General features: G+C 31.9%; 21 protein-coding genes and 1 pseudogene. 9 read left to right on the top strand and 13 right to left on the bottom strand.

Annotated elements, in window-relative coordinates; translation table 11 throughout:
- Positions 1-113: 113 nt before the first annotated feature.
- The 5 genes from AC0L4B_RS06375 (at position 114) to AC0L4B_RS06355 (ending at position 7,072) form a co-directional block, all read left to right on the top strand.
- On the top strand, positions 114-2,366 hold the full coding sequence (locus tag AC0L4B_RS06375) for a polyribonucleotide nucleotidyltransferase (RefSeq protein ID WP_473439032.1): 2,253 nt from the start codon (positions 114-116) through the stop codon (positions 2,364-2,366).
- A gap of 201 nt (positions 2,367-2,567) precedes the next feature.
- Positions 2,568-3,971: a glycosyltransferase family 2 protein gene (locus AC0L4B_RS06370; protein WP_473439031.1), complete on the top strand. Its 1,404-nt coding sequence runs from the start codon at positions 2,568-2,570 to the stop codon at positions 3,969-3,971.
- Between the two features lie 299 nt (positions 3,972-4,270).
- Positions 4,271-5,077 carry a pyrroline-5-carboxylate reductase gene (proC, locus tag AC0L4B_RS06365; RefSeq protein WP_473439030.1) on the top strand — a complete coding sequence of 269 codons (807 nt, stop codon included), beginning with the start codon at positions 4,271-4,273 and terminating at the stop codon, positions 5,075-5,077.
- A gap of 1 nt (position 5,078) precedes the next feature.
- A complete protein-coding gene (gene proB / locus AC0L4B_RS06360) occupies positions 5,079-5,858 on the top strand; it encodes a glutamate 5-kinase (RefSeq protein WP_473439029.1) in 780 nt (259 codons plus the stop codon).
- Between the two features lie 14 nt (positions 5,859-5,872).
- Positions 5,873-7,072: a glutamate-5-semialdehyde dehydrogenase gene (locus tag AC0L4B_RS06355; protein WP_473439028.1), complete on the top strand. Its 1,200-nt coding sequence runs from the start codon at positions 5,873-5,875 to the stop codon at positions 7,070-7,072.
- Between the two features lie 62 nt (positions 7,073-7,134).
- On the opposite strand, the gene AC0L4B_RS06350 is transcribed toward AC0L4B_RS06355, so the two are convergent.
- Complete coding sequence (locus AC0L4B_RS06350; RefSeq protein WP_473439027.1) at positions 7,135-7,782, bottom strand: hypothetical protein; 648 nt, start codon at positions 7,780-7,782, stop codon at positions 7,135-7,137.
- A gap of 119 nt (positions 7,783-7,901) precedes the next feature.
- Between AC0L4B_RS06350 and AC0L4B_RS06345 the strand changes: the two genes are divergently transcribed.
- From AC0L4B_RS06345 to rpe, 4 genes are all read left to right on the top strand, one after another.
- On the top strand, positions 7,902-8,870 hold the full coding sequence (locus AC0L4B_RS06345; RefSeq protein ID WP_473439026.1) for a hypothetical protein: 969 nt from the start codon (positions 7,902-7,904) through the stop codon (positions 8,868-8,870).
- A 238-nt stretch (positions 8,871-9,108) separates the two neighbouring features.
- A complete protein-coding gene (locus tag AC0L4B_RS06340) occupies positions 9,109-9,972 on the top strand; it encodes a sigma-70 family RNA polymerase sigma factor (RefSeq protein WP_028289079.1) in 864 nt (287 codons plus the stop codon).
- A 152-nt stretch (positions 9,973-10,124) separates the two neighbouring features.
- Complete coding sequence (locus AC0L4B_RS06335; protein WP_473439025.1) at positions 10,125-10,532, top strand: BLUF domain-containing protein; 408 nt, start codon at positions 10,125-10,127, stop codon at positions 10,530-10,532.
- 43 nt (positions 10,533-10,575) lie between these two features.
- On the top strand, positions 10,576-11,238 hold the full coding sequence (gene rpe, locus AC0L4B_RS06330) for a ribulose-phosphate 3-epimerase (RefSeq protein ID WP_473439024.1): 663 nt from the start codon (positions 10,576-10,578) through the stop codon (positions 11,236-11,238).
- Positions 11,239-11,423: 185 nt separating this feature from the next.
- Here rpe and AC0L4B_RS06325 read toward each other — a convergent pair whose 3' ends face one another.
- The 12 genes and pseudogenes from AC0L4B_RS06325 to AC0L4B_RS06270 form a co-directional block, all read right to left on the bottom strand.
- Entirely contained in the window at positions 11,424-12,311 is an 888-nt protein-coding gene (locus tag AC0L4B_RS06325) for a zinc-dependent peptidase (protein ID WP_473439023.1), read from the bottom strand.
- Positions 12,312-12,455: 144 nt separating this feature from the next.
- On the bottom strand, positions 12,456-12,905 hold the full coding sequence (locus tag AC0L4B_RS06320) for a GatB/YqeY domain-containing protein (protein ID WP_473439022.1): 450 nt from the start codon (positions 12,903-12,905) through the stop codon (positions 12,456-12,458).
- Positions 12,906-13,065: 160 nt separating this feature from the next.
- Positions 13,066-15,051: a cell division protein FtsZ gene (ftsZ, locus tag AC0L4B_RS06315; protein ID WP_473439021.1), complete on the bottom strand. Its 1,986-nt coding sequence runs from the start codon at positions 15,049-15,051 to the stop codon at positions 13,066-13,068.
- 71 nt (positions 15,052-15,122) lie between these two features.
- Complete coding sequence (gene ftsA, locus AC0L4B_RS06310) at positions 15,123-16,448, bottom strand: cell division protein FtsA (protein WP_028289085.1); 1,326 nt, start codon at positions 16,446-16,448, stop codon at positions 15,123-15,125.
- 3 nt (positions 16,449-16,451) lie between these two features.
- Positions 16,452-17,144: a cell division protein FtsQ/DivIB gene (locus AC0L4B_RS06305; RefSeq protein WP_473439020.1), complete on the bottom strand. Its 693-nt coding sequence runs from the start codon at positions 17,142-17,144 to the stop codon at positions 16,452-16,454.
- Positions 17,145-17,160: 16 nt separating this feature from the next.
- Entirely contained in the window at positions 17,161-18,513 is a 1,353-nt protein-coding gene (gene murC / locus AC0L4B_RS06300; RefSeq protein ID WP_473439019.1) for a UDP-N-acetylmuramate--L-alanine ligase, read from the bottom strand.
- Complete coding sequence (gene murG / locus AC0L4B_RS06295; RefSeq protein WP_473439018.1) at positions 18,513-19,619, bottom strand: undecaprenyldiphospho-muramoylpentapeptide beta-N-acetylglucosaminyltransferase; 1,107 nt, start codon at positions 19,617-19,619, stop codon at positions 18,513-18,515. Before murG ends, murC begins: the two co-directional genes overlap by 1 nt.
- 7 nt (positions 19,620-19,626) lie before the next feature.
- Positions 19,627-20,835, bottom strand: a complete 1,209-nt coding sequence (locus AC0L4B_RS06290; RefSeq protein WP_473439017.1) for an FtsW/RodA/SpoVE family cell cycle protein — start codon at positions 20,833-20,835, stop codon at positions 19,627-19,629.
- Between the two features lie 26 nt (positions 20,836-20,861).
- On the bottom strand, positions 20,862-22,193 hold the full coding sequence (gene murD, locus AC0L4B_RS06285; protein WP_473439016.1) for a UDP-N-acetylmuramoyl-L-alanine--D-glutamate ligase: 1,332 nt from the start codon (positions 22,191-22,193) through the stop codon (positions 20,862-20,864).
- A 1-nt stretch (position 22,194) separates the two neighbouring features.
- A pseudogene (mraY, locus tag AC0L4B_RS06280) lies at positions 22,195-23,425 on the bottom strand (phospho-N-acetylmuramoyl-pentapeptide-transferase).
- Between the two features lie 52 nt (positions 23,426-23,477).
- Positions 23,478-24,941, bottom strand: a complete 1,464-nt coding sequence (locus AC0L4B_RS06275) for a UDP-N-acetylmuramoyl-L-alanyl-D-glutamate--2,6-diaminopimelate ligase (protein WP_473439015.1) — start codon at positions 24,939-24,941, stop codon at positions 23,478-23,480.
- Positions 24,938-26,890 (bottom strand): penicillin-binding protein, encoded by a 1,953-nt coding sequence (locus tag AC0L4B_RS06270; protein WP_473439405.1) that lies wholly within the window; start codon positions 26,888-26,890, stop codon positions 24,938-24,940. Before AC0L4B_RS06270 ends, AC0L4B_RS06275 begins: the two co-directional genes overlap by 4 nt.
- Positions 26,891-26,965 lie beyond the last annotated feature (75 nt).

Genomic DNA, 26,965 nt, shown 5'->3' with positions numbered 1-26,965 from the left:
AGAGTCTAAACTCCAATATAGAAGAAGCTAATTACAGTTTTTCATTGGTCATCACAACTACTACTACCACACACAACACAACGACCATTGTTTAATTAGAATTAAAAAAATTTATGATTCCAAAAGTTTTTAAAGAGGTCATAGACCTTGGTGACGGAAGAGAAATCTCTATCGAAACCGGAAAATTAGCAAAACAGGCACATGGATCTGTTGTCGTACAATCAGGAAACTGTATGTTATTATGTACATTAGTTTCTAACTACAAGCAAAGTGACGTAGACTTTTTACCATTAACGGTAGATTATCGCGAAAAATTTGCTGCTGCTGGACGTTATCCAGGAGGTTTCTTCAAAAGAGAAGCAAGACCAAGTGATGGAGAAGTATTAACAATGCGTCTTGTAGACCGTGTTTTACGTCCATTATTCCCTAAAGATTACCACGCAGAAACACAAGTAATGATTCAGTTAATGTCTCATGACGAAAATGTGATGCCTGACGCTATGGCTGGATTAGCTGCATCTGCTGCAATCCAATTATCTGACGTACCATTTGAAACTCCAATTTCTGAAGCTAGAGTTGGTCGTATTAATGGTGAATTTATTATCAACCCAACACGTGCGCAATTAGAAGAATCTGATCTTGATATGATGATTGGTGCTTCTGCGGACTCAGTAATGATGGTTGAAGGTGAAATGCTAGAAATATCTGAAGAAGAAATGGCTGAAGCAATTAAATTTGCTCATGAAGCTATTAAAGTACAATGTGCTGCTCAAGTAAGATTAGCTGAAGCTTTTGGTAAAAAAGAAACACGTGAGTATGATGCTGAACGTTCTGATGATGATTTAGCAAAAAAAATCTATGATTTAGCTTATGACAAAGTATATGCTGTAGCTAAAGCTGGATCTTCTAAAAAAGAAAGAAGCAATGCTTTTTCTGAAATTAAAGAAGAAGTAAAAGCAACGTTTACTGAAGAAGAATTAGCAGATTACGGAGATTTAGTATCAAAATATTACGCTAAAGCAGAAAAAGCTGCAATACGTAACTTAACATTAGATGAAGGTTTACGTTTAGATGGACGTAAAACTGACGAGATAAGACCAATTTGGTGTGAGGTAGACTACTTACCATCAACACATGGGTCTTCTGTATTTACGCGTGGAGAAACTCAAGCATTAGCAACAGTTACTTTAGGAACGTCAAGAGAAGCTAACCAAATAGATATGGCTTCTTATGAAGGTGAAGAGCGTTTTTACTTACACTACAACTTCCCTCCTTTTTCAACAGGAGAAGCAAGACCTTTAAGAGGGACTTCTAGACGTGAAGTTGGTCATGGTAATTTAGCACAACGTGCATTAAAAAATATGGTCCCAGCAGACTGTCCTTATACAGTTCGTGTTGTATCAGAAATTTTAGAATCTAACGGGTCATCATCTATGGCAACCGTTTGTGCAGGAACTATGGCACTTATGGACGCTGGTGTTAAACTTAAAAAACCAGTTTCTGGTATTGCAATGGGTTTAATTACAGATGTAGAATCTGGTAAATACGCAGTATTATCTGATATTTTAGGTGATGAAGATCACTTAGGGGATATGGACTTTAAAGTTACAGGTACAGCAGACGGAATTACTGCTTGTCAAATGGATATTAAAGTTAAAGGATTATCATACGAAATTTTAGTAAATGCACTAAAACAAGCTCGTGATGGTCGTTTACACATTTTAGGAAAAATAACAGACACTATTAACACACCAGCTGAGGATGTTAAAAGTCATGCTCCTAAAATGGTTACAAGACGCATACCTAATGAATTTATTGGTGCTTTAATTGGACCAGGAGGAAAAGTAATTCAAGAAATGCAAAAAGAAACTGAAACTACAATCGTTATTAACGAGGATCCAGTTACAGAAGAAGGTATTGTTGAAATATTAGGAGTTGGTAATAAAGGTATTGATGCTGTTTTAGCAAAAATAGATTCGTTATTATTTAAGCCAGAAGTAGGAAGCGTATACGAAGTTAAGGTTATCAAGATGTTAGATTTTGGAGCTGTAGTTGAGTATGTTGAAGCTCCTGGAAATGAAGTATTATTACACGTATCTGAATTAGCTTGGGAACGCACAGAAAATGTATCTGATGTTGTAAACATGGGAGACGTATTTGATGTAAAATACTTTGGTGTAGATAAACGTACACGTAAAGAAAAAGTATCTAGAAAAGCTATTTTACCAAAACCAGAAGGTTTTGTAGAAAGACCACCAAGAGATGATAAACGTTCTGGTGGACGTGATAATAGAGGAAGAGATAATCGTGGACGTGATAACAGACGTGATGATCGCAAACCTAGAGACACAAAAAAAGAAGACTAATTCTTTTTAAACTCAAAATAAATTTAAAAGCTCAACATCACGTTGAGCTTTTTTTATGCTAAAAATTTATATCAATAATCACCAATACAATAAAATTATACAGCTAATTATAAAGTTTTCTTAAATAGTCCATAATAAACGTCCAAAGGCTACTAATGCGACGTAACACTTGTAAACATCAACTAAATATTAAATATTTATATGAATACAAATTACGCTAATACAAATTCAAAAAAGACATTAAAAGAAAAACCAACACAGTATTTTCAAAAATTTAATGATTCAGATAATGTATCAACGTCTAAAAACAAGGCAGTTCTTTTAAGTACTTTTCTATTAATCTTATTGGGTATATACTTCTTTTCTGTATTTCATAATGACTTTGAAGTTTTTAATGCAACGCAGGCACAGTCAGCCATTGGTTTAACTTTTATTGCAATAGCTTCCTTTTTATTTTTTTATAAAGTATTATTTTTTGCATATACTGCTTATAACTTTTATAAATACAAACCTATTGTCTCAGTATCTAATAAAGAATTACCAACATGTACAGTAATTGTTCCTGCTTATAATGAAGGGAAACAAGTTTGGGATACATTAATGAGCTTAGCAAAAAGCGATTATCCTAAAGAAAAAATGCAATTATTAGCAATTGACGATGGTAGTCTAGATGATACTTGGGATTGGATTAAAAAAGCTAAAAATGAATTAGGTACAACTTTAGAAATCTATAAACAACCTGAAAACAAAGGTAAAAGACATGCACTATACAGAGGTTTTAATGTAGGTACAGGAGATATTTTTGTTACAGTTGATAGTGATTCGATTGTCACAGAAGACACTTTAAGAAACTTAGTTAGTCCATTTATTGTTGACGAGAAATGTGGTGCTGTCGCAGGAAACATTAGAGTATTAAATAATAAAAAAGAGATGCTTCCTAAAATGCTGGACGTTAGTTTTGTAATGAGTTTTGAATTTGTTAGATCTGCCGAAAGTAATTTAAAATCGGTATTATGTACTCCTGGAGCATTAGCTGCCTACAGACGTAGTGCTGTCTTTAAATGTTTACCAGAATGGATTGAACAAAAATTTATGGGACAACCTTCTGATATTGGAGAGGACCGAGCGATGACAAACATGATTTTAAAACAAGGGGAGCATGTACTATTTCAAAGTAATTCTGTTGCCTACACCAATGTTCCTGAAGAATATTTAGGACTATATAAAATGTTTATTCGTTGGGGAAGAAGTAATGTTAGAGAGAGTTTAGAAATGGCTAAATATGTATTTACAGATTTTAGAGAAGGTAATAAAACAGGAACCAGACTTTTATTTATAAGTCAATTTGCAGAACTTTTAATGAGTTTTCCTTTTATGCTATTTATGCTATTTTTTGTATTAGTACATCCTTTATTATTTTTTGGATCTACTTTAGTTAGCATTTTATTTTTATCTACATTTTCATTAATATTTTATACTAATCGTCATAAATCTACTCAAGGGTTTTGGGCATATTCATATAGTATTCTTTACACATTTGGATTGTTTTGGATAACACCTTATGCTATTGCAACAGCAAATAAAAGAGGTTGGTTAACTCGTTAATTGATAAAAAATATTCAAAAATAGTATCAAACACCTCTGTTTAAACAGAGGTGTTTTTATTAAAAACAACACGTAATTACAAAATTGTCACCGACAGACTGTCACAAATATCTAGTAACTAGTTTTTATCAAATTATAGATTTAGTTACAGATGAAGACTAAATTACCAATATGATAATTATGATCTTAAATCTTTAAAAATATCAAATTTATTTAAATCAATTTTTCACTTTGGCACTATCGCATAGTAATTGATGCTATTATAGTACTGACAGTTAATTTATTAATTAAAACAAATTATGAAAGTATTAGTAATAGGAGCCGGAAACATGGGTTTAACTTATTCTGAAGGAATGATAAATTCTTCATTATTAAATAAACACAAATTAAAAATATTTGATACCGATCCTAAAAAAATTGAAACACTAAGACAAGAACCAAAATTTAATGTTTACACATCACTACAGGACTGTTTGCCACAAGCAGACATTGTTTTTTTAGCAGTAAAACCATACCACTGTGAAGACCTATTTACAGAAATGACCAATTTGGTAAATAAAGAACAAATTTTTGTATCTCTAATGGCAGGTGTCACAATAAAGTCTATTCAAAAAGGATTAGGCATAAAAAAAGTGATTAGAACCATGCCTAATTTACCCGCTAAAGTTGGTAAAGGTGTGACATCGTATACAGGAGATACATCTGTATCCAAAGTAGAACTATTAATGATTAGACATTTATTAGATACAACAGGTACATCTATTGAGGTAAGTAGCGAAAATTTTATTGATGCCTCAACAGGAATTTCTGGAAGTGGTCCTGCTTATGTTTTTTATTTTATGCAATCTATGCTTGAAGCTGCTTTAAAAATGGGTTTTTCAGAATATGACTCTAAAGTACTTGTAAGCAACACTTTTGAAGGTGCAATTGAATTATTTAGCCAAAATGATATCTCTCCAGAAAAATGGATAGACAAAGTAGCCTCTAAAGGAGGAACAACTCAAGCTGCAATAGATAGTATGGAGGATAATAATGTAAAACAACTTATTCAAGATGCTGCATATGCTGCTTTTGATAGAGCTGTAGAATTAGGAAAAGAAAAATAAAATGGAAGATGACATTAAGCGCGTGGTTGTAAAAGTAGGTACCAATGTGCTAACAAATAAAGATAACAGAATATTAGGACCAGTATTAAGAGAATTGGTAAGACAAATTGCAGTGTTGTATGAACGTGATATTAAAGTCGTTTTAGTATCCTCAGGTTCAGCAATAGCTGGAAAAGAAATTTTAGGAAATACAAAAATTGAAGATTCGTCTATTCGACGTCAAGTCTACTCCTCTGTAGGTCAACCCAGAATGATGAGACATTATTATAGTATTTTTCATGATTACGGAATGCGTTGCGCACAAGTATTAGCCACAAAACGAGATTTTGACTTGGGTAAATACAGAGAAAATATGATTAATTGTTATGAAGGTTTACTGTCCGAAGGCATAACACCTATCGCTAACGAAGATGATGCAGTATCATTAACCATGTCCATGTTTACCGATAATGATGAGTTAGCTAGTCTTGTTGCAGAATTGATTGATGCAGATAGGCTAATTATTTTATCAGATACAGATGGATTATACACAGGACATCCAGATGACGAAGACTCTGTTAAGTTACACGAAGTTAAAACAAACGAAAATGTCGAAAAATATGTTTGTCCTTCAAACAAAAAAGAAGGTGAAGGTCGAGGCGGAATGGCTTCTAAATTAAGAATTGCAAAGGTGACAGCACGAAAAAACATACCAACATATATTGCCAATGGTAAACGCAAAAATGTAATGGTAGATATTATTAATAATAAACAAATTGGCACAAAATTTATTTGTGCCTAATTAAAAAAACTACAATGAAACTATTAAATACAGATATTAAAAACAATGTTTTAAAATCTATGTTACAGATTTTAGACAATGAACGAGAAAATATTATTGCTGCAAACAAAAAAGATTTGGAAGCTTTTAATAAAGAAGATCAAGCGTTATTTGATCGTTTAATTGTAAACAATAAAAAAGTAAATGAAATGATTGAAGCTGTCAAGTCAGTTTTAAACCAAGAGGATCCTGTTGGAAAAGAACTATCTAACATAACGCTAAAAAATCAGCTTAACGTTATTAATACAACTGCACCTTTTGGTACCATTTTAATTATTTACGAATCTAGACCTGATGTTACTATTGAAGCCTCTGTCTTAGCGTTTAAAACCAATAATAAGATTTTACTAAAAGGAGGTAAAGAAGCACTAAATAGTAACCTAATATTAGAAAAATGTTGGCACAAAGCTTTAGAGGATAATGGGCTATCTAAAGACTGGATTAAATTATTACACCTAAAAAGAGAAGAAACACAAGCCTTTTTAAAAAATCCTACTGAGCAATTAGATCTAATTGTGCCAAGAGGTGGTGAGCGCTTGATTAATTTTGTAAAAACACATGCTACATGTGCTGTTTTAGTTAGTGGTAGAGGTAACAACTTTTTATACATTTCAGAACAGGCTGATTGGAGTAAAGCTGTTAGTGTTATTATAAATGCAAAGACTGATAAAATTTCTGGGTGTAATGCTTTAGACAAAGTTTTAATTAATAAGAACATTCCTGAATATGAATTAAAATTGGAAATGCTTCAACAAAAATTAGAACAACACGAGGTTACTGTAATCTCTGATAATAAAATTAACCAAATTTTAAATTCAACTAAAAAAATAACAGAACCCAATATTTGGAATGAAGAATTTTTAGCTAGAAAACTGCTTATTGGAGAAGTTTCAGATTTAGACGAAGCTATTAAAATGATAAACACACATTCCGGAAAACATTCGGCAGCAATCATAACAGAAAACAACAATGAAGCTTTACAGTTCATGAATCAAGTTGATAGTGCTGCAGTATACCATAATGCATCAACAAGATTTACTGATGGAGGACAAATGGGTGTTGGCGCAGAATTAGCCATAAGTACAGACAAATTACACCATAGAGGACCATTGGGACTAAAACAACTGGTAACCAATAAATATTACGTTTTTGGTGATGGTCAAGTTAGAGTTTAATAAATTTTAAATAAATTAGTCTACAAAGCCTATCACTAGTGATAGGCTTTTTTTAAGGACCATCAAAAACTATATAATATTCTGGGCGTTAAACTTAAACTTCCTATATCTTGCCTTAAAGCGCCTTCTATTTTATAAGGCGTGTAATTTAATCCAATGCTAAAGGTTAACTCTTCTTTATTTCTAAACTTTTTGACATAATCTAAATTTGGAGACAGTAACAATGTTGTAACGACTTCGTATTTTTCCTCATCATCATTACCTGAATAAAAAGGATTTCTAGCATCCGTTTTAATTATGGAAGCTCCAATACCCAAACTAATATGAAATTGATTGTTCTCCTTTTGACTAAGATTTTTATTAAACCTCAACATTGGGTTGATCATAAAAGAAGCTTTTGCTTGAATGGTATCTAAAGTTCTTACATACTTAAAAGGTTGTTTTTGATCTGGAACTATAAATTGCAGTGTAAACTGAAGCGATTTTTTTTCAGTCACCGGAAAATCTAAACTAAGCTCTACCAAAGGAGACACACCAAAATATTTTGACAAATCGCCTTGAGGTAACAAAACACCTCCTCCTATTTTAAAAGTTACTTGTTTAAAATAATCCTGATATTGATTATTATAAGGTTTATAAATAGTATCGTTTTGAGCGTTACCAAAAGGTATAATAATTATAACAAAAAGTATAAATAATATATGTTTCATGATTAAAAGGTTTATTTAGTTGAGACCAAAACTATTGCTATAATCACGTTTTAAATGGTCCAATTCACAAATTGAAAAACTAAATTTTGCGATAATCACAAATTATATTATTTTTAATCATGTTTCAAACCGTCTTTTTAGAGTTTTTAAAAACCGAATTACCAACTAACACCTCTACTATTGAGGCTGTCGCTACTGCTTTAGACATTAGTTATGATGCTGCACATAGACGTGTAAGCTTGAAAAGTAAATTATCTTTAGATGAAAGTATTACTTTGGCTAAATACTATAATATATCTTTAGATAGGTTATTTGAAACGACATCTACTGAGTTTGTCAGTATTGAAAAAACAAAACACATTGAAAACGAGTCACAATTACAACAGTATTTTGAGGATTCTTACCAATCTTTATTACCCTTATTAACATTAAAAGATAGCAGTATACTGTATTCTGCTAAAGACATTCCTTTGTTTTACAATTTAAATGGTGATATACTAAGTCGGTTTAAATATTATGTTTGGCTTAAATTGTTAAATCCAAAATTAGCGACTAAAAGCTTTGATAATTTTGCACCAAGTACCTCACTAATCATAGCTGGCAAACAATTAGCTAGCTTGTATAATAATTTAAATACTCAAGAGATTTGGGATGTTACAACTATAAATAGTACACTAAAACAAATTCATTACTACTATCAAGCTGGACAAGTTAACTCTAATACTGCTTTAGAATTGTGTGATTTATTAAAACAATTAATTCAATCTATTTTTGACAAATTACTATCCAACACCAATCCTTTTATGCTATTTTACAATGAATTACATTTAATGAATAATCATGTTTTGGTTAGTGCTGCAAATAGCCAACTACTTTATGTCCCTTTTACATTATTGTCTTATTATAAAACCGAAGACAAACACACTTGTCAAGAAGCTGAACGCTTTTTAAAAAAGCAATTACAAAACAGTAAATTATTAAATACTGCTGGAGAAAAGGAACGTAACAGTTTTTTTAATAATCTATTTGCAAAAATTGAAGCGTTAAAACAACTTATTACTGCTACACAGCTTTTAGATTTTGAGTAAGTCGCAACAGTAAGCGCGTTAAGGATGGAAGTGGCATCCTTTTTTGTTTTTTTTACAAAAAAGATATAACGGACAGCCTGACGTTTTTAAGCCTTTTTGGGGCTTAAAAAGGAAACGCCAAATAAAAAAGAGAAGAGATTGAAAAATAATCGTCAGTTTTTGTAACAAATTATATCTTTGCTACGTATAACTAATGATAGCAATATATTCATTAAGATTAAATAGCACACTTTTTTAGATGAGACAACTTAAAATTACCAAGCAGGTTACTAATCGTGAGACTGCATCGTTAGATAAATATCTACAAGAAATTGGAAAAGTTGACCTAATTACTGCGGATGAAGAGGTAGAATTAGCGCAACGTATCAAGGCTGGAGACCAGATAGCACTAGAAAAGTTGACTAAGGCTAACTTACGTTTTGTTGTATCTGTAGCCAAACAATACCAAAACCAAGGGTTAACACTTCCTGATTTAATTAATGAAGGAAACTTAGGATTAATTAAAGCTGCACAACGTTTTGACGAAACACGTGGTTTTAAATTTATATCTTATGCTGTATGGTGGATTAGACAGTCTATTTTACAAGCTTTAGCTGAACAATCACGTATTGTACGTCTACCTTTGAATAAGATTGGTTCTATTAATAAAATTAATAAAACTTTTGCTCACCTAGAGCAAGCTCATGAACGTCCACCAAGTCCTGAAGAAATTGCTAAGGAATTAGATATGACTATTAACGATGTTAAGGAGTCTATGAAAAATTCTGGTCGTCACGTAAGTATGGATGCTCCTTTAGTTGAAGGGGAAGACTCTAACTTATATGATGTATTAAACTCTGGTGAGTCACCAAATCCTGATCGTGAATTATTACACGACTCTTTACGTACTGAAATTGAGCGTGCTTTAGAAACCTTAACTCCACGTGAAGCTGACGTTATTAGATTATACTTTGGTTTAGGCAACCAACACCCAATGACTTTAGAAGAAATTGGTGAAACGTTTGACCTAACTAGAGAGCGTGTTAGACAAATTAAAGAAAAAGCTATACGTAGATTAAAACATACGTCTAGAAGTAAAATATTAAAAACTTACTTAGGTTAATAACTAAGTTACGATAACAAACAGTTATTCATAACTGTTCGTTTTTTGATTGATGAAGAACCCGAAGCTGATTACTTCGGGTTCACTCATTTTTAGACTTTTACTATTATGTTTTATAAACTTTTTTATATTTACCGTCAAACAATACCATTATGTTAAAAACTATCTGTTATAAAAGTGAAGCTAACTCGAGGCTTAAGCTTATGGATTTTGAAGCACTTTTTAACCAAACACAATTAAAAAATGATAGCCATAACATTACTGGTGTTTTGGTTAAAAGAGGCAACTTATTTTTTCAGATACTGGAAGGCAATCCAATTATTTTGGACACAGTATATGAGGATATTAAAAAAGACCACAGACACTCTAAACTCACCGAGTTATTAAACAAGCCTATCAAACAGCTAAATTTTAAATCTTTTGATATTGGTTATTCTGTTATCAAGGATACTGAAACCTTATATAGTCTACAAAGTTTTATTAAAACTTTACAGGATAATAATGTTGAGAACAGTGATTTCTTTTTTAAAATTATTGAATCCCTTTTAGAAGACAACTAATAAAAAGTAGTAGTTTTGCAAAAACAACACAAAACTAAAATAAATGTCTTCAAAATTAATTGCCCCTTCAATGTTAGCTGCCGATTTTGGCAACCTACAACGTGATACCGAAATGGTAAATAACAGTGATGCAGATTGGTTTCATATAGATGTAATGGATGGTCTTTTTGTACCAAACATATCTTATGGAATGCCTGTTATTGCTGCTATTAAAAAACATGCCACTAAACCTTTAGATGTGCATTTAATGATAGAAAAACCTGAACGTTACATTGAGGAGTTTGCTAAAGTTGGTGCAGATATTATTACTGTACACCACGAGTCAACTGTACATTTACATCGTACCCTTAGACAAATAAAAGATGCTGGTTGTAAAGCTGGTGTCGTGCTTAATATTACTACTCCTGTAAGTGTTTTGGAAGATATCTTACCAGAATGTTATATGGTATTATTAATGTCTATTAACCCTGGTTTTGGTGGACAAAAATTTGAAAATGTAACCTATCAACGTATTAAAAAACTTAGAGCTATGATTGACGCCCAAGGTCTTGACACAAAAATTGAAATTGATGGTGGTGTTACTGACAAAAATATAAAACAATTAGTTGATGCTGGTGCTGATGTTTTTGTTGCTGGTAGTCATGTATTTAAAAGTGATAATCAACCAGAAACAATTAAAAACCTTAAAGCTTTAGCTAACTCATAATATCAAAAAAAGGCTCCAATATTTTGGAGCCTTTTTAAATTACCTAATAATTTGATTATTTCCCCTAAAACTGATTATTTAAGTAATTTACAAATGTCATTAGTGTAGATTTTATTTATTTTCTACGATATAAAATTAAGACAATGCATTGTAATTAAATATGACATATATCAGTTTAAGAGCTATTAATACCCTTTAAAATTAAAGTTAAGCATTTGCTTAACCTTATTATATATTTGAGGAAATTGTGCTTTAAATTGTGCTGGAGTCTCGATAAAGTTCTCTACCACTACTGCAATAAATTCAAAGTTATTTTCAAATGCATAATCTCTGAAATAATCTGAGTTTACCATTTTATTTTTATAAGATTGGTTAGTCTTTAAAAAAGATTCTAATTCTTCAATTCCTCTGGTAAACAAGTACGCTGTTACATCGTTACTATACTCAGGCTTTAAGTAACTAATATGCAAAGCATGTATAAACTCATGTATACCTAAATTTAAATTATCATCCTCAATTTTGTAACCTATTACAAAATCTTCCCATGAAAGGATTACTGCTCTAAAAGCAGGATTAAAATGCCCTTTGTGGTAATTTTCATCTAGATTAGAATAAAACACAGAAGGATAAATTAAAATTTTATCTACAAGTTTTATAGAATAATCCCGATATCCAAAAGTCAACATAATAGCTGTAGCAGAGACTAATACGCGATGATTTTCTTGGATAATGACTCCATCTTTACCAATAAACTCTGTATCTTTTATAAACTTGTGTAATCTGTGTCTAAAATAGTCCTGCTCTTTTTTATTTAAATCATTATAGAATTTAAACTCAGATTCTAATATGCTTTTTTGAACTGGAGTAATATCATTAACCTTTAAGTATAAATGTCTTATTAATGGTTTTCCTCCAAAATAATCTATATAAATACTTTCTATTAATTTAAACAACCATATTGTACCAACAACAACAACAAAACAAACAATTAATATAGTTAATACACCTAAAACATACTTATAGACCAATGGATTTTCTTGAAGCTCGGTATTTACTGATTGAAGTATTAACATTATAATTATTTACAGAACAAAATACTATTTTAATTACTAACACACTGTTTTAAAAAACAAAAAAACCTGATTGGAAATTAAATTTTTCAATCAGGTTTAGTTTATAAACACCTTAAGACGTTTACATTATATTTATCTCTTAAATTAAGCTAACTTAGCTTTTACTATTGTTGAAATAGTTTTACCGTCTGCTTTACCAGCTAATTGACCACTAACCATTCCCATTACTTTACCCATATCCTTCATACCTTCTGCACCAATGCTAGCAATAATTTGTTCTACAACTGCTGTGATTTCTTCAACACCCATTGCTTCTGGCAAAAACTGACTTATTACCTCTGCTTCAGCTAATTCTGGCGCTGCTAAATCTTCACGTCCTTGATCTAAAAATATGGCAGCACTATCCTTACGTTGCTTAACTTGCTTTTGTAAAATTTTAAGTTCTTGCTCTTCTGTCAACTCTTGTTTAGCTCCACTTTCGGTTTGCGCTAATAATATAGCAGATTTTACTGCTCTTAAAGCTGTTAATGCTACTGTATCTTTACTTTTCATTGCCTCTTTTAAGGCTGTCATTATATCTTTAGATAGACTCATTGTAATATTGTTTTGAAATACGAAGATACTAAATCGTAATGATTTTACTGACTATACTTAACATAGTCTGGAGATAAATTAACACAAATAAAAACCCGAAAAGCTTGTTTAAGCTTTTCGGGTTTAAATGATTTGACATCTAAATTTATTATAAAGATAATTAATCTACATTATCATGTAAAAATGAATTATTACTTCTTAACTGAATATCATCATTATCATCTACACCTAAAGATGTTCTAGAAATATTATTATCTGAAGAATGCTGTCTATTTTCTAACTCTAAACCTTGACGTTTATAAGCTGGAATTTTCTCGATATCTTCAATTTTAGAACTATTAAATTTATGATTGAAGTTTTTCATTTTCTTTCTACGCTCATCAGCTCTGCTTTTTAACAATTCTGAAATAGGCGTATTCATTGGGTCTACTTCTGTTTCAACCTCTGGTAAAATTTCTTGTATTTTAACTTCTTCGTTCTCTAGTACTTTTTTCTCAAACGTTACATCTTCTTCTACCTTAGGTTTTGACTGATTAGTTTTGTTTACTACAATTTCTTCTTCTTCAAAATCATCTAAAGTATATCTAACTTCTTCCGTTTGATTGCTTTGAACAGTTGGAGTGATCTCTACAAAATCGTTAACATCAATATTACTAACCTCTTCTGATAAATCTAAAATTACTGGTTTTTCATCTTCAACAACAGGTGCAGTTTCTGGTTCTGATATAGGCATATCAAAACTTAAAGTTATTTGCTGCTTCTGTTCTTGTGGAATGTCATCTATTTTTTGTTTTACAGCGTTAGTACTTGTAATATTAAATTGTGCATTCTCATCGACTAAAGGATCAACCTGCGTAAAATTAACATCTATATTTTTTAAAGCTTCTGTGGTTGCAATAACGTCATTATTTGATGCTGTTCGGTTTTGGCTGTTAACCTGAGCTATTTCTATATTTGATAATTGATCTTCTGTTTCCGCATCAACATCTAAAGTATGTTTTACTATTGCTTTAGGTGGCTCTGGCTTAACTTCAGGCTGACTTGTAATTATTTTTGAAGCAGGTACATTAGGCTTTTTAGTTAAATCTTGTTCCATGTTTTGGTCATCTTCCAACGCATGAATTACTTTCTTAGTTTCAGTATTAGAAATTTCATTTTGCTGTTCTACATCAAAACCTGTAGCAATAATAGTTACAGAAATTGATTCTTCAAGATTTTCGTCCTCACCAACACCCATGATAATGTTTGCACCATGACCAGCTTCATTTTGAATATGGTCATTAATTTCTCCTATTTCATCAATAGTAATTTCTTGAGCACCAGAAACGATTAGCAACAATACGTTTTTGGCTCCTGTAATTTTATTATCGTTTAATAAAGGTGAATCTAATGCTTTTGATATTGCTTCATGAGCACGATTTTGACCTGATGCAGATGCAGAACCCATAATAGCTGTACCACTATTACTTAATACTGTTTTAGCATCACGTAAATCAATATTTTGTGTATAGTGATGTGTTATAACTTCTGCAATACCACGTGCTGCAGTAGATAATACTTCGTCAGCTTTAGAGAAACCAGCTTTAAAACCAAGGTTACCATAAACTTCACGAAGTTTATTGTTGTTTATAACTACTAACGAATCTACTTCTTTACGAAGTCTTTCGATACCTTCTTGAGCTTGCTCATTACGCATTTTACCCTCAAATTGAAAAGGCATAGTAACAATACCAACAGTCAAAATGTCTAAATCTTTAGCCATTTTAGCGATTATTGGTGCTGCTCCTGTACCTGTTCCTCCACCCATTCCGGCTGTTATGAAGATCATTTTTGTATTGGTATCTAACATACGTTGGATGTCATCAAAACTCTCTACAGCAGATTGTTCTCCTACGTTTGGATTGGCTCCTGCACCAAGTCCTTCTGTTAAATTTAAACCTAATTGGATTTTGTTTGGTACACCACTATTTTGTAATGCTTGTGCATCTGTATTACAAATAACAAAATCAACCCCTTTAATGCCTTGTAAGAACATGTGGTTAATCGCGTTACTTCCACCTCCTCCAACACCAATAACCTTAATGACGTTAGATTGGTTTTTAGGTAGGTCAAATGCTATGTTTTCGAATTCGTTGTTGCTGCTCATAAATTCTATTTTACTGGATCAATTATTATTATTCTAGCGATACATACATCGCTTATTGTATTATTATTTAATTACTCTGCGTTATCTAAAAAGTCTTTGACTTTATCTGTAAACGTCTCTAAAAACGATTTTCTTCGTTTTTTTGGTGGTTCTATTTTCTCTTCTTCTGGCATTTCTTGATTTGCCTCTTTTACTTCTTGTATTTGTTCTTCAATTTTTTCTTCAATTTTGATACGGTCTTGGCGTTTTAAACCATCCATAACTAATCCTACTGCTGTTGCAAATAATGGGCTTGTAATAGCGTCATCACTATCTCCTGCAAGATGCTCGTTTGGATACCCTATTCTGGTATCCATACCTGTAATATACTCTACTAACTGCTTTAAATGTTTTAATTGGCTTCCTCCACCTGTTAAAACTATACCTGCAATTAATTTCTTTTTTTGTTCTTCGTGTCCATAATTTTTTATTTCTACAAAGACTTGCTCAATAATTTCTACAACTCTTGCATGTATTATTCTAGACAAGTTTTTAAGCGTGATTTCCTTAGGATCACGTCCTCTTAAACCTGGAATTGAAACAATCTCATTGTCTTTATTTTCTCCTGGCCAAGCACTACCAAATTTTATTTTTAAAAGTTCAGCTTGTTTCTCTATAATAGAACACCCTTCTTTTATGTCTTCAGTTATAACATTACCTCCAAATGGTATTACAGCTGTGTGTCTTATTATTCCGTCTCTAAAAATTGCTAAATCTGTTGTACCTCCACCTATGTCTATTAATGCAACACCAGCTTCTTTTTCTTCTTGACTTAATACTGCATTTGCACTTGCAAGAGGCTCTAGAGTGATTCCTTCTAATGTCAAGCCTGAACTTTGTACACAACGTCCAATGTTTCGGATAGACGAGACTTGACCTACAACAACATGAAAATTAGCTTCTAAACGTCCACCATACATACCGATTGGTTCTTTAATTTCGGCTTGACCGTCAATTTTATATTCTTGAGGTAATACATGTATAATTTCTTCGCCAGGAAGCATGACTAATTTATGTACTTGATTAATTAGTCTGTCTATATCATTATCGTCAATTACAGTATCACTATTTGGTCTAGTAATATAATCGCTATGTTGTAAACTTCTAATATGTTGTCCTGCGATACCAACAGTTACACCTTCTATTTTTAGTGCTGCTGCTGCTTCTGCTTCTTGGATTGCTAGTTGTATGGACTGAATGGTTTGCGTGATATTATTTACAACACCACGATGTACACCCAAACTTTTAGATTTACCAATACCTAAAATTTCGACTTTACCATATTCATTTTTACGACCTATCATAGCCACAATTTTTGTGGTTCCGATATCTAATCCTACTGACAAGTTTTGTTCCATAACTTATGCTTTTGTACAAACAACCTGATTACCAAATTGTAAGTTTACTTTACTGTAATTTTTTAAGGTTTTATCTTTTGTAGCCTTAATATAAAACGCTTTTAGATTGTTGACTTTTTTATCTAACTGATCTAAACTGCCTAATTGGACTACAAAATTACACTGTCTTAACTTAAGATCTATAGTATTATTCTTGTTTTGTTGAATTTGTACAACATGTTTTTTCAAAAATTCGTCTTCTTGAATTTTTGATGCTACTATATAAATCTTGTTTAACTCTTTTTTATTAATAAATCCAGTGACAATTGGGACACGCTCTGTGTAGTTTTTTGATAATGGCATATAACCACCATTGTTATCTACATAGTAAGTCGCATCTGTCACTACTCTAGCAATTGGCGTTTTTTGTTTAACCTTTGCTATTAAATTACCAGTTACAGTTACATAAACATCTGCATACTGGACCATTGGGTTTTGGTTAAGTGTTGTTTCTAGGATGTTCAAATCTAAAATTTCTTTAGATGTGTTACTGACCTCTTGTTGATTTTGTATTAACAACTTACTAACATCTTCATGCGTGATAAACAGGTTTTTATTACCTATAAATTCAACTTGAGGTTTAGACACCACTCTTTTTGCATTTCTTGCTGAAGAAAACGCATACAAAAACACCACTAAAATTAGTAGAACACTCATTTTTATATAGTTCCAGTTAATCTTCATTTACTAATGCTTGCTTTATTTTTGAAACTTCTGCCCCAATATCTCCTGCTCCAATTGTTAAAACAATTTTAGCATCACTTTGTTTTATATTTTTAATTAATGTCTCTTTTGATACTAATTGTTTATTGTTATTATCTATTAGACTCAATAACCATTCCGATGTTACGCCTTTAATAGGCAACTCTCTGGCTGGATAAATATCCAATAAAATAACTTGATCAAATTGTGCTAAACTTTTAGCAAAATCTTGAGCAAAATCTTGAGTTCTAGAAAACAAATGTGGCTGAAAAACAGCTACAACCTTATCCTTTGGATACATTTCTCTAACAGCTTGATAGACTGCATTAATCTCTTCTGGATGATGTGCATAGTCATCTATAAACACCAAATCATCTGTTTTAATTTGATAAGTAAACCTACGTTTTACACCTTTATAACTTGCTAATGCTTGGATTAACTTATCATGAGGTATACCATACTCCATTGACATTGCTAAAGCCACTAAAGCATTTGATAAATTATGTCTACCTGGTAAGTTAAACTGAAATTGTTTAAACACACCTTTTGGTGTCTTTACATCAAAAACGTATGTTCCGTTTTTGATGATTATATTTTGAGCTGAATAATCTGCATCATCTTCAATACCGTAAGTGATACCATCTAAAGGCAATCCATTTTTAACGAATAATTTTCCGTTAGGTTTTAGTTTTTTTGAAAAATCTTCAAAAGTTTTTATTAATTCTGAAGCATCACCATAAATGTCTAAATGATCTGCATCCATGGATGTAATGCAAACTAAATCTGGACTTAGCGTTAAAAACGAACGATCAAATTCATCTGCTTCAACAACACTAACCTCGTTTCCGTTAAGGATTAGATTAGAATTATAATTCTCGCTAATACCACCTAAAAAAGCGGTTAAAGACACATCACAAGCATTTAATAAATGTCCTAAAATACTTGTAGTGGTTGTTTTACCATGTGTACCAGCTACAGCTAAACAATAGGTGTTTTGTGTTATAACTCCTAAAATTTCTGATCGCTTTAAAACTTTAAATCCATTATCCTTAAAATACACTAATTGACTGTGTGTATTAGGCACAGCTGGTGTGTAAACGACTAAGGTCGTTTCGGGATCTAAATAATTAGCCTGTACACTAGCAATTTCATCTTCAAAAATCACCTCTATACCTATATTTTGTAAGCTATTAGTAATTTCTGTTTGAGTTTTATCATAACCAGAAACCTGCTTATTACTTGCTTTAAAATAGCGAGCAATTGCAGACATACCAATACCTCCAATACCAATAAAATAGATGTTATGTATTTTAGATAAATTCATTATTTGTTTAGCAATTTTTCAACCTCATCAACAATATGATTGGTTGCATTTACTAAGGCTAATTTTTTTATATTATTACTTAATTCTTCTTGCTTTTCTTTGGAAGCAACTAGTTGTCCAAATTTATTTTTAAAATCTACTTTTAAATCTTCTTGAGCAATTAAAACTGCTGCATTTTGTTTAACAATAGCTGTAGCATTTTTAGTTTGATGGTCTTCTGCAACATATGGAGAAGGCACAAAAACGACTGGTTTACCTACAATACAAAGCTCGCTAACCGAACTTGCTCCTGCTCTAGAAATAATAAAATCTGCAGCTGCATATGCATAATCCATTTTATTAATAAATTGATGCACTTGCACATGCTTAGTATTACCATACAACTTATACGTTTGATAATACAGTTTACCGCATTGCCAAATTATTTGTAGATTTAAAGTTTGTAAATAATCTAATTCACGCTCTAACAATTCATTGATTGCTTTTGCTCCTAAACTTCCGCCTAATACTAAAAGGGTTTGCTTACCTTCTACTAAATTAAAGTGTTTGATGGCCTCAGTTCTTTTTGAGGTTATATCCAACAAATCTTGACGTACAGGATTACCTGTTTTAATTATTTTTTGTTTAGGAAAAAAACGCTCTAAATCACTATAGGCAACACAAATTTTTTCTACTTTTTTAGCTAACAATTTATTAGTGATTCCCGGATAAGAATTCTGCTCTTGTATTAAACAAGGAATACCTTTTGAAGCTGCAACTTGCAATAATGGTCCACTAGCAAATCCACCAGTACCAATAGCGACATCAGGTTTAAACTGTTTTACTATTTTTCTGGCATTCCATAAACTACTGATTAACTTAAACGGAAACATCATGTTTTTTAATGTTAACTTACGCTCAATACCAGTAATCCATAATCCTTTTATATCAAAACCTGCTTGAGGTACTTTTTCCATTTCCATTCTATCTTTTGCTCCTACAAACAAAAACTTAGACTCTGGAAAACGTGATTTAAGCTCGTTAGCAATAGCAATAGCAGGATAGATATGTCCACCTGTACCACCACCAGATAAAATAATTTTATATGTTTTATTATTACTTTTCACCTTAATATTAATCTTCTAACGCTTCAGATAAAACCTCTAACGGATTTTCTGCATCAGATTTGTTTTCTTTTAATTTAATTTCTTCTCTTTTAGCACTTACGCTAAGTATAACACCAATTGCCATACAAGTCATCCAAATACTGGTTCCTCCACTACTAATTAATGGTAAGGTCTGACCTGTAACCGGAAATAACTCTACTGCAACTGCCATATTAATCATGGCTTGAAAAATGATTGGTAATCCTACACCAAGCACTAATAGTTTACCAAAAACGGTATCTGCTTTTTGTGCAACTATTATAATTCTAAACAACAACCACATGTATAAAATCATTAAAGCTAATCCACCAATCAACCCATATTCTTCAACAATAATTGCAAAAATAAAATCCGAGGACGACTGAGGTAAAAAGTTTTTTTGGATACTTTTTCCTGATCCAACTCCAACAACACCACCTGATGCTATTGCTATTTTAGCTCTTTCAATTTGATAATCTCCTTTTGAATCTTCATCATTAAAAAAGTTATCAATTCTACTCATCCATGTATCTACTCGATTTGGCATAGCTTCAGGAAAGGCTTTAGCTACTAAAATAAATAATGTCAAACCAACTAAACCTGCAAATCCCATTGCTAATAAATAACGTATTGGATAGCCTCCTAAAAACAGCAACGCACAAGCCATAACAAAAATAATTGCTGTGGTTGAAAAGTTAGATGGAAGGATTAATGCTAATATGATAAATACTGGAATCCATAATGGTAAAATAGACTCTTTAAACGTGGTGCTTTTATCTTTTATTTTTGATAAATACCTTGCTATATATACCATTAAAACTACTGCTGCCAAAGTAGACGTTTGAAAAGACATATTTACAAACGGAATTCTAATCCAACGACTAGCATTAGCGCCACCAATAGTGGTACCTTGTAAAATAGTTAGAATTAGCAAGACAAACACAACTGGCATCATAACCATAGATAAACCACGAAAATACCTGTAAGGTATTTTATGGACTCCATACATTATAGAAAAGCCTAAAAACAAATGCATAAAATGCTTTACAAAATAGGCAAAGGTACTTCCGTCACCACCAATGTAAGCCAAATTACTAGCTGCACTGTATACTGGTAAAAACGAAAATATTGCTAATAAGGCTGAAATTGCCCATATTAGTTTATCTCCTTTAATGTTATTTATTATTGTGTTTTGCATGTAATATTAATACGCTCTATAAAATATTATAAACTTCTAACTGCCTCTTTAAATTGACGACCTCTGTCTTCGTAATTTTCAAATAAATCAAAACTTGCACAAGCAGGAGATAATAATACGTTGTCACCAGCTTCGGCAATTTTGTATGCTATTTTTACAGCTTCGCTCATAAACTGTGTTTCGACAATAACATCTACCATATTACCAAAATTCTCCATTAGCTTTTGGTTATCTACACCTAAACAAATGATGGCTTTTACTTTTTCGTTAATAAAAGGATACAGTTCTTTATAGTCATTACCTTTATCCACACCACCAACAATCCAAACCGTTGGAGCAGACACGCTGTCCAAAGCAAAATATGTAGCATTTACATTAGTTGCTTTTGAGTCGTTTATGTACTGTACTTTATTAATTTTTAGCACGTTTTCTAAACGATGCTCTACACCTTGAAAGTTTTCTAAACTTTCACGTATGGTTTGTTTTCTTATTTTTAATAAATGTGAAACTGTCGATGCAGCCATAGCATTTTTTATATTATGTTTACCTTCTAGAGCTATATTTTTTGTCGGCATAATTATTTGATTATTATCTATTGTTATTATTATTTTGTCCTTATCCAAGTACGCACCATTTTCTATTTTTTTTGTAATTGAAAACGGTAATACTGTGGCTTGAATGGTATTATTATTAATGTAATTTGCAATCACTTCATCATCTGCATCATAAATCAAAACATCTTCTTTAGTTTGGTTTTGAGTTATTCTAAATTTTGAAGCTATGTAATTTTCAAACTCATAATCGTATCGATCTAAATGATCTGGTACAATATTGGTAATTATTGCAATTTTAGGTTTAAACTTAAAACAACCATCTAATTGAAAGCTACTAACCTCTAGAACATAATTATTGTAATCATGTTCTAAAACTTGTTTAGCAAAACTATCACCAATGTTACCAGCCAAACCTACATCCAACTCTTGTTTTAATAAGTGATGTGTTAACATTGCTGTTGTTGTTTTACCATTACTACCAGTCACAGCGACAATGGTTGCGTTGGTAAATTGGTTTGCAAATTCAATTTCAGAAATCACAGGCACTCCTTTATTTAAAAGTAACTTTACTATAGCTACTTTATCCGGAATTCCTGGACTTTTCATAACAACATCTGCAGCTAATATTTTTGCTTCAGTATGTTGCTCTTCTTCCCATTCAATTTTATTATTTATAAGAACGTCTTTATATTTTTCTTTTATTTTTCCTTTGTCCGAAACAAAAACATGAAACCCATTTGCTTGCCCTAAAAGTGCAGTTCCCACTCCACTTTCACCTGCTCCAAGAATCACTAATTGTTTCATCTTATCTTAATTTTAAGGTTACAATTGTTAGTATTGCTAGAAAAATTCCAACAATCCAAAAACGTGTCACAATTTTACTTTCGTGATGTCCTTTTTCTGATAATGATGATGCAAAGGCGACATTAAAAAATACGTCTACCTTCACCATATTTCTTTTTAGTGAATTTAAAATAGCTAACCTGCAATATCACAGATAATGACTCAGCAAAGAAAATTCCACATAAAACTGGTATCAATAATTCTTTTCTAACCGCAATAGCAATTACTGCAATCACACCTCCAATAGTTAAACTACCAGTGTCACCCATAAATACTTGAGCCGGATAAGTATTGTACCATAAAAACCCAATTAAAGCACCAACAAAAGCTGCAATAAAAACTACCATTTCACCCAAATTTGGTATAAACATGACGTTTAAATAATCCGAGAACACAATGTTACCAGAGACAAAAGCAAAAATAGCTAGCACAAATACTATAATAGCAGAACTACCTGCTGCTAAACCATCAATACCATCTGTTAGGTTGGCTCCATTAGAGACTGCTGTTACAATAAAAATTACGATTGGAATAAATATTAACCATGCATATTTTGCGTAGTCATCACCTAACCATGTTACTAAATCAGAGTAATCAAACTCATTATCCTTAACAAAAGGAATTGTTGTTTTTAGTGACTGTTCTGCTGTATTAAATTCTCGTGGTGAGTTTTGTGTAATTAATTCGGTTTCATAAATAGGATTAATTTTCTCTGTTTTAATGGTAATTCCTGGATGGAAATACATCACAGCTCCAACAAATAAACCAAGTCCAACCTGACCTAAAACTTTAAACTTTCCGCTTAAGCCTTCTTTATTTTTTTTAAATACTTTAATATAATCATCTGTAAAACCAACTGCTCCCATCCACAACATGGTAACCATCAATAAAACCACATAAATGTTATCTAATTTAGCAAACAATAATACAGGTAACAATGTGGCTAAAATTATAATAATCCCACCCATTGTTGGTGTACCAGCTTTTTCTAACTGTCCATCTAAACCTAAGTCTCTAACAGATTCACCAACTTGCTTTTTTTGTAAAGCCACGATAATTTTTTTACCAAATATTGTAGAAAACAACAACGATACTATAATTGCCAAAGCTGCTCTAAATGTGATAAACTGAAACACACTAGCACCTGGAAATTGGTAGTTATTTTCTAAAAATTCGAATAAATAATATAGCATTCTATTAATCTTTGTTTTTTTATAGGTTTTATGCTTTCGCAGAAACCCTTTTTTATTTTTGTAATTGTTTTAAAAACTCTTTTACTATTTTAAAATCATCAAAATCCGAACGTTCACCTTTAACTTCTTGGTACGTTTCATGACCTTTACCTGCAATCAATATTATGTCATTAGGATTAGCTAATTGGCATGCTGTTTTAATTGCCTGCTTACGATCTACTATGGATAATGTTTTTTTAAAATTTTGAGGCTCGACACCTTTTTCTATGTCTTCAATAATAGTTTCTGGTACTTCACTTCTGGGATTATCACTTGTAAACACAACTTTTGTACTTAAAGCTGAAGCAATACGTCCCATTTTTGGACGTTTTGTTTTATCTCTATCTCCACCACAACCAACAACTGTAATTACCTCTTCGTTTTTGGTTCTGATATCATTTATAGTTTCTAAAACATTTTGTAAAGCATCAGGTGTATGTGCATAATCAACTATAGCAGTAATTTTTTGATCAGATATCATAAACTGAAAACGACCACTAACACTTTCTAATTCGCTAATTAAACGTAATGTTTCTTGCTTTTCAAGACCCAACAATTCTGCTGTAGCAAAAATCGCTAGTAAGTTATACGCATTAAACGTACCGATTAGACGCACCCAAACCTCATTATCATTAAGTTTTAACAACAAACCATTAAACTGGTTTTCTAAAATTTGCGCCTTATAATCCGCGTAACTCTTTAACGCATAAGTATATGTCTTTGCTTTTGTATTCTGAAGCATAACGCTTCCGTTTTTATCATCACCATTAGTTAATGCAAATGCAGTTTTAGGTAATTGATCAAAAAAACGTTTTTTGACATCACGATATTCAGCAAAAGTATCGTGATAATCTAAATGATCATGAGATAAATTGGTAAAAATTCCACCTTCAAATTTTAACCCAAGTGTTCTGTTTTGATGTATTCCATGAGAACTAACTTCCATGAAACAAAACTCAACACCTTCCTCATTCATTGTCTTTAAATACTTATTTATAGTTAAAGAGTCCGGAGTAGTATGTGTTGCTGGATACGTAGTATTATCGACCATTATTTTAACAGTTGATAATAATCCTACTTTATAACCTGCTTTTTTAAATAATTGATATAATAATGAGGCTATTGTAGTTTTACCATTAGTACCAGTAACACCTACAAGTTTTAGATTTTCTGAGGGATTACCATAATAATTAGCAGCCATAACAGCTAAAGCCTTACTAGAATCGTCAACTTTAATATAAGTCACACCATCTTTAATAGTATCAGGTAAAACCTGACATACAACAGCTATTGCACCTTGCTTAATAGCACCTTCAATGTATTGATGACCATCTGTTGCGCTACCTTTGATAGCCACAAACACATCATTAACCTCAACTTGACGAGAGTTAAAATGAATATTATGCACCAAAACATCAGTATTACCTTTTACAGCGTCTAATGTTACCTTATATAGTATGTCTTTTAATATACTCACGAAGCTTCTAAAACTATAGTTTGATTATTCTTTAATTTAGTGTTTTTATTAACCGACTGACTTTTAACCAGACCAACACCGTTACATTTTATGGTTACATTTACATTCATATTTTCCAACAAAGCCAACGCATCCATAACTGGTAAACCTGTAACATCAGGCATTATGGTTTTGTAAGTATTTGCGGTTTTATAATACCCTTCATATTCTTTTTCAACTTTTGGATCTGCAACATCTAATGACGCAACTTGATCAATCAAAGGTGTATCTGTAAATATTTTTTGTGCTACCTTTTTAAATACTGGTCCAGAAACATCTGCTCCATAGAAGCCTTTTCTTATACTTGGTTTATGTATGACAACAATACAAGAATATTTAGGCTTGTCAGAAGGGAAATATCCTGCAAACGATGAAATGTACCTTGGTTTTCTAGCCCAATCATCCATCCAATACTCTACACGCGCAGTTCCTGTTTTACCACTCATAGAAAAATAATCTGAGTATAAGGATTTACCTGTACCTCTTGTCACTACATTTTCCAACATTTGCTTTGCTGCATTTAAAGTTGCATCAGAACATATTTTTGGATTAATTATTGTTTTTTCAAAAACCTCTATTGGTTTATCCAACTCTTTTACCTCTCTTATAAACCTAGGCTTAACCATAACACCATTATTTGCAACAGCATTATAAAATGTTAAGGTTTGCAAAGGTGTTATCCTTAAATTATAACCATAGGCAATAGATGGTAACGCGTTACGACTCCATTTATCATCTCCAGGTCTTGGTATCATAGGCTCTCCTTCTCCTTTAATTGAAATACCTAATTTTTTATCCAAATTCCAACCACTTAAAATATCTAAAAATCGGTTAGGATTTTTAGCATAAGCCGTATTAATAATTGTTGCTAAACCTATATTAGATGACACTTCCAATGTTTTAGCAACAGATATCTTACCATTGCCATGAGAGTCTTTTATACCTCTTCCGTAAAACACCTTATACCCATTACCTGTATCGATAACATCAGAGGTATCTACCTTTTTATCTTCTAAAGCAGCCATTAAAGCCATTAACTTAAACGTAGAACCTGGTTCATGAGATTCATAAACTGCATAGTTTCTTTTTTCGTAATAATGACCAGAGCTTGTTTTTCCTAAATTAGAAATTGCTTTTATCTCTCCTGTTTCAACTTCCATTACCACAACTGTACCATGCTCAGCTTCATATAACTCTAACTGCTCCAACAATGCGTGATGAGCAATATCTTGTATATTAACATCAATTGTCGTGTACACATCAAAACCATCTTTAGGTTCGACTTGATCGTAATCTAAAATAGGCTTCCACTGTCCTTTTCCTATTTTTTGTTTTAGACGCTTTCCGTTTTTCCCTCTTAAATAATCTACTCCAAAAGCACCATCAATACCAGCTCTTGTCACATTTCCATCATCATCTGTACGCTCATACCCAATAGTACGCTGTGCAACCTCTCCTAAAGGATGTTCTCTTTTTACTTTTTGCTCTACAATTAAACCACCTTTAAAAGCACCTAACTCTAACAACGGAAAACCTCTGAATTTTAAATAATCAGAATATCCAATATTACGCGCTAACAAATAGTATCTATTTTTATTTGCTCTAGCTTTACCTAATTCTTTCTTATAATAAGTTGCTGGTTTTCCCGAATATTTTGACAATGCTTGACTTAACGGAATTAAGTTAGCTTTAAAGTTTTTATCCGATGGCGTAACTGCATCAAATAAAATATCATATTTAGGAATTGAAGTCGCTAATAAACTACCATCAGAAGAATATACATTACCTCTATTAGCAGGTATTACAACATCTTTAATAGCACGCTTATCTGCCAGAGCCCTGTACTTATCTCCATCAACCACTTGAATGGTTAACAATTTTCCAACCACAAGCAGCCCAAAGATGAACATACATCCTGCGACAAAATACAATCTGTTTAATATGTTCTTTTCGTTTACTGCCACGATTTGAACTTAGCTTTCTGG

It is taken from the genome of Olleya sp. NP1-10 (genome assembly GCF_055804415.1).
This window is presented reverse-complemented; position numbering and strand designations above follow the sequence as displayed.

What these genes read in the sequence shown, in the direction of transcription:
- AC0L4B_RS06375 (WP_473439032.1), top strand. Translation starts at nt 114, where the DNA reads ATGATTCCAAAAGTTTTTAAAGAGGTCATAGACCTTGGTGACGGAAGA.
- AC0L4B_RS06370 (WP_473439031.1), top strand. Translation starts at nt 2,568, where the DNA reads ATGAATACAAATTACGCTAATACAAATTCAAAAAAGACATTAAAAGAA.
- proC (WP_473439030.1), top strand. Translation starts at nt 4,271, where the DNA reads ATGAAAGTATTAGTAATAGGAGCCGGAAACATGGGTTTAACTTATTCT.
- proB (WP_473439029.1), top strand. Translation starts at nt 5,079, where the DNA reads ATGGAAGATGACATTAAGCGCGTGGTTGTAAAAGTAGGTACCAATGTG.
- AC0L4B_RS06355 (WP_473439028.1), top strand. Translation starts at nt 5,873, where the DNA reads ATGAAACTATTAAATACAGATATTAAAAACAATGTTTTAAAATCTATG.
- AC0L4B_RS06350 (WP_473439027.1), bottom strand. Translation starts at nt 7,782, where the DNA reads ATGAAACATATATTATTTATACTTTTTGTTATAATTATTATACCTTTT.
- AC0L4B_RS06345 (WP_473439026.1), top strand. Translation starts at nt 7,902, where the DNA reads ATGTTTCAAACCGTCTTTTTAGAGTTTTTAAAAACCGAATTACCAACT.
- AC0L4B_RS06340 (WP_028289079.1), top strand. Translation starts at nt 9,109, where the DNA reads ATGAGACAACTTAAAATTACCAAGCAGGTTACTAATCGTGAGACTGCA.
- AC0L4B_RS06335 (WP_473439025.1), top strand. Translation starts at nt 10,125, where the DNA reads ATGTTAAAAACTATCTGTTATAAAAGTGAAGCTAACTCGAGGCTTAAG.
- rpe (WP_473439024.1), top strand. Translation starts at nt 10,576, where the DNA reads ATGTCTTCAAAATTAATTGCCCCTTCAATGTTAGCTGCCGATTTTGGC.
- AC0L4B_RS06325 (WP_473439023.1), bottom strand. Translation starts at nt 12,311, where the DNA reads ATGTTAATACTTCAATCAGTAAATACCGAGCTTCAAGAAAATCCATTG.
- AC0L4B_RS06320 (WP_473439022.1), bottom strand. Translation starts at nt 12,905, where the DNA reads ATGAGTCTATCTAAAGATATAATGACAGCCTTAAAAGAGGCAATGAAA.
- ftsZ (WP_473439021.1), bottom strand. Translation starts at nt 15,051, where the DNA reads ATGAGCAGCAACAACGAATTCGAAAACATAGCATTTGACCTACCTAAA.
- ftsA (WP_028289085.1), bottom strand. Translation starts at nt 16,448, where the DNA reads ATGGAACAAAACTTGTCAGTAGGATTAGATATCGGAACCACAAAAATT.
- AC0L4B_RS06305 (WP_473439020.1), bottom strand. Translation starts at nt 17,144, where the DNA reads ATGAGTGTTCTACTAATTTTAGTGGTGTTTTTGTATGCGTTTTCTTCA.
- murC (WP_473439019.1), bottom strand. Translation starts at nt 18,513, where the DNA reads ATGAATTTATCTAAAATACATAACATCTATTTTATTGGTATTGGAGGT.
- AC0L4B_RS06290 (WP_473439017.1), bottom strand. Translation starts at nt 20,835, where the DNA reads ATGCAAAACACAATAATAAATAACATTAAAGGAGATAAACTAATATGG.
- murD (WP_473439016.1), bottom strand. Translation starts at nt 22,193, where the DNA reads ATGAAACAATTAGTGATTCTTGGAGCAGGTGAAAGTGGAGTGGGAACT.
- AC0L4B_RS06270 (WP_473439405.1), bottom strand. Translation starts at nt 26,890, where the DNA reads ATGTTCATCTTTGGGCTGCTTGTGGTTGGAAAATTGTTAACCATTCAA.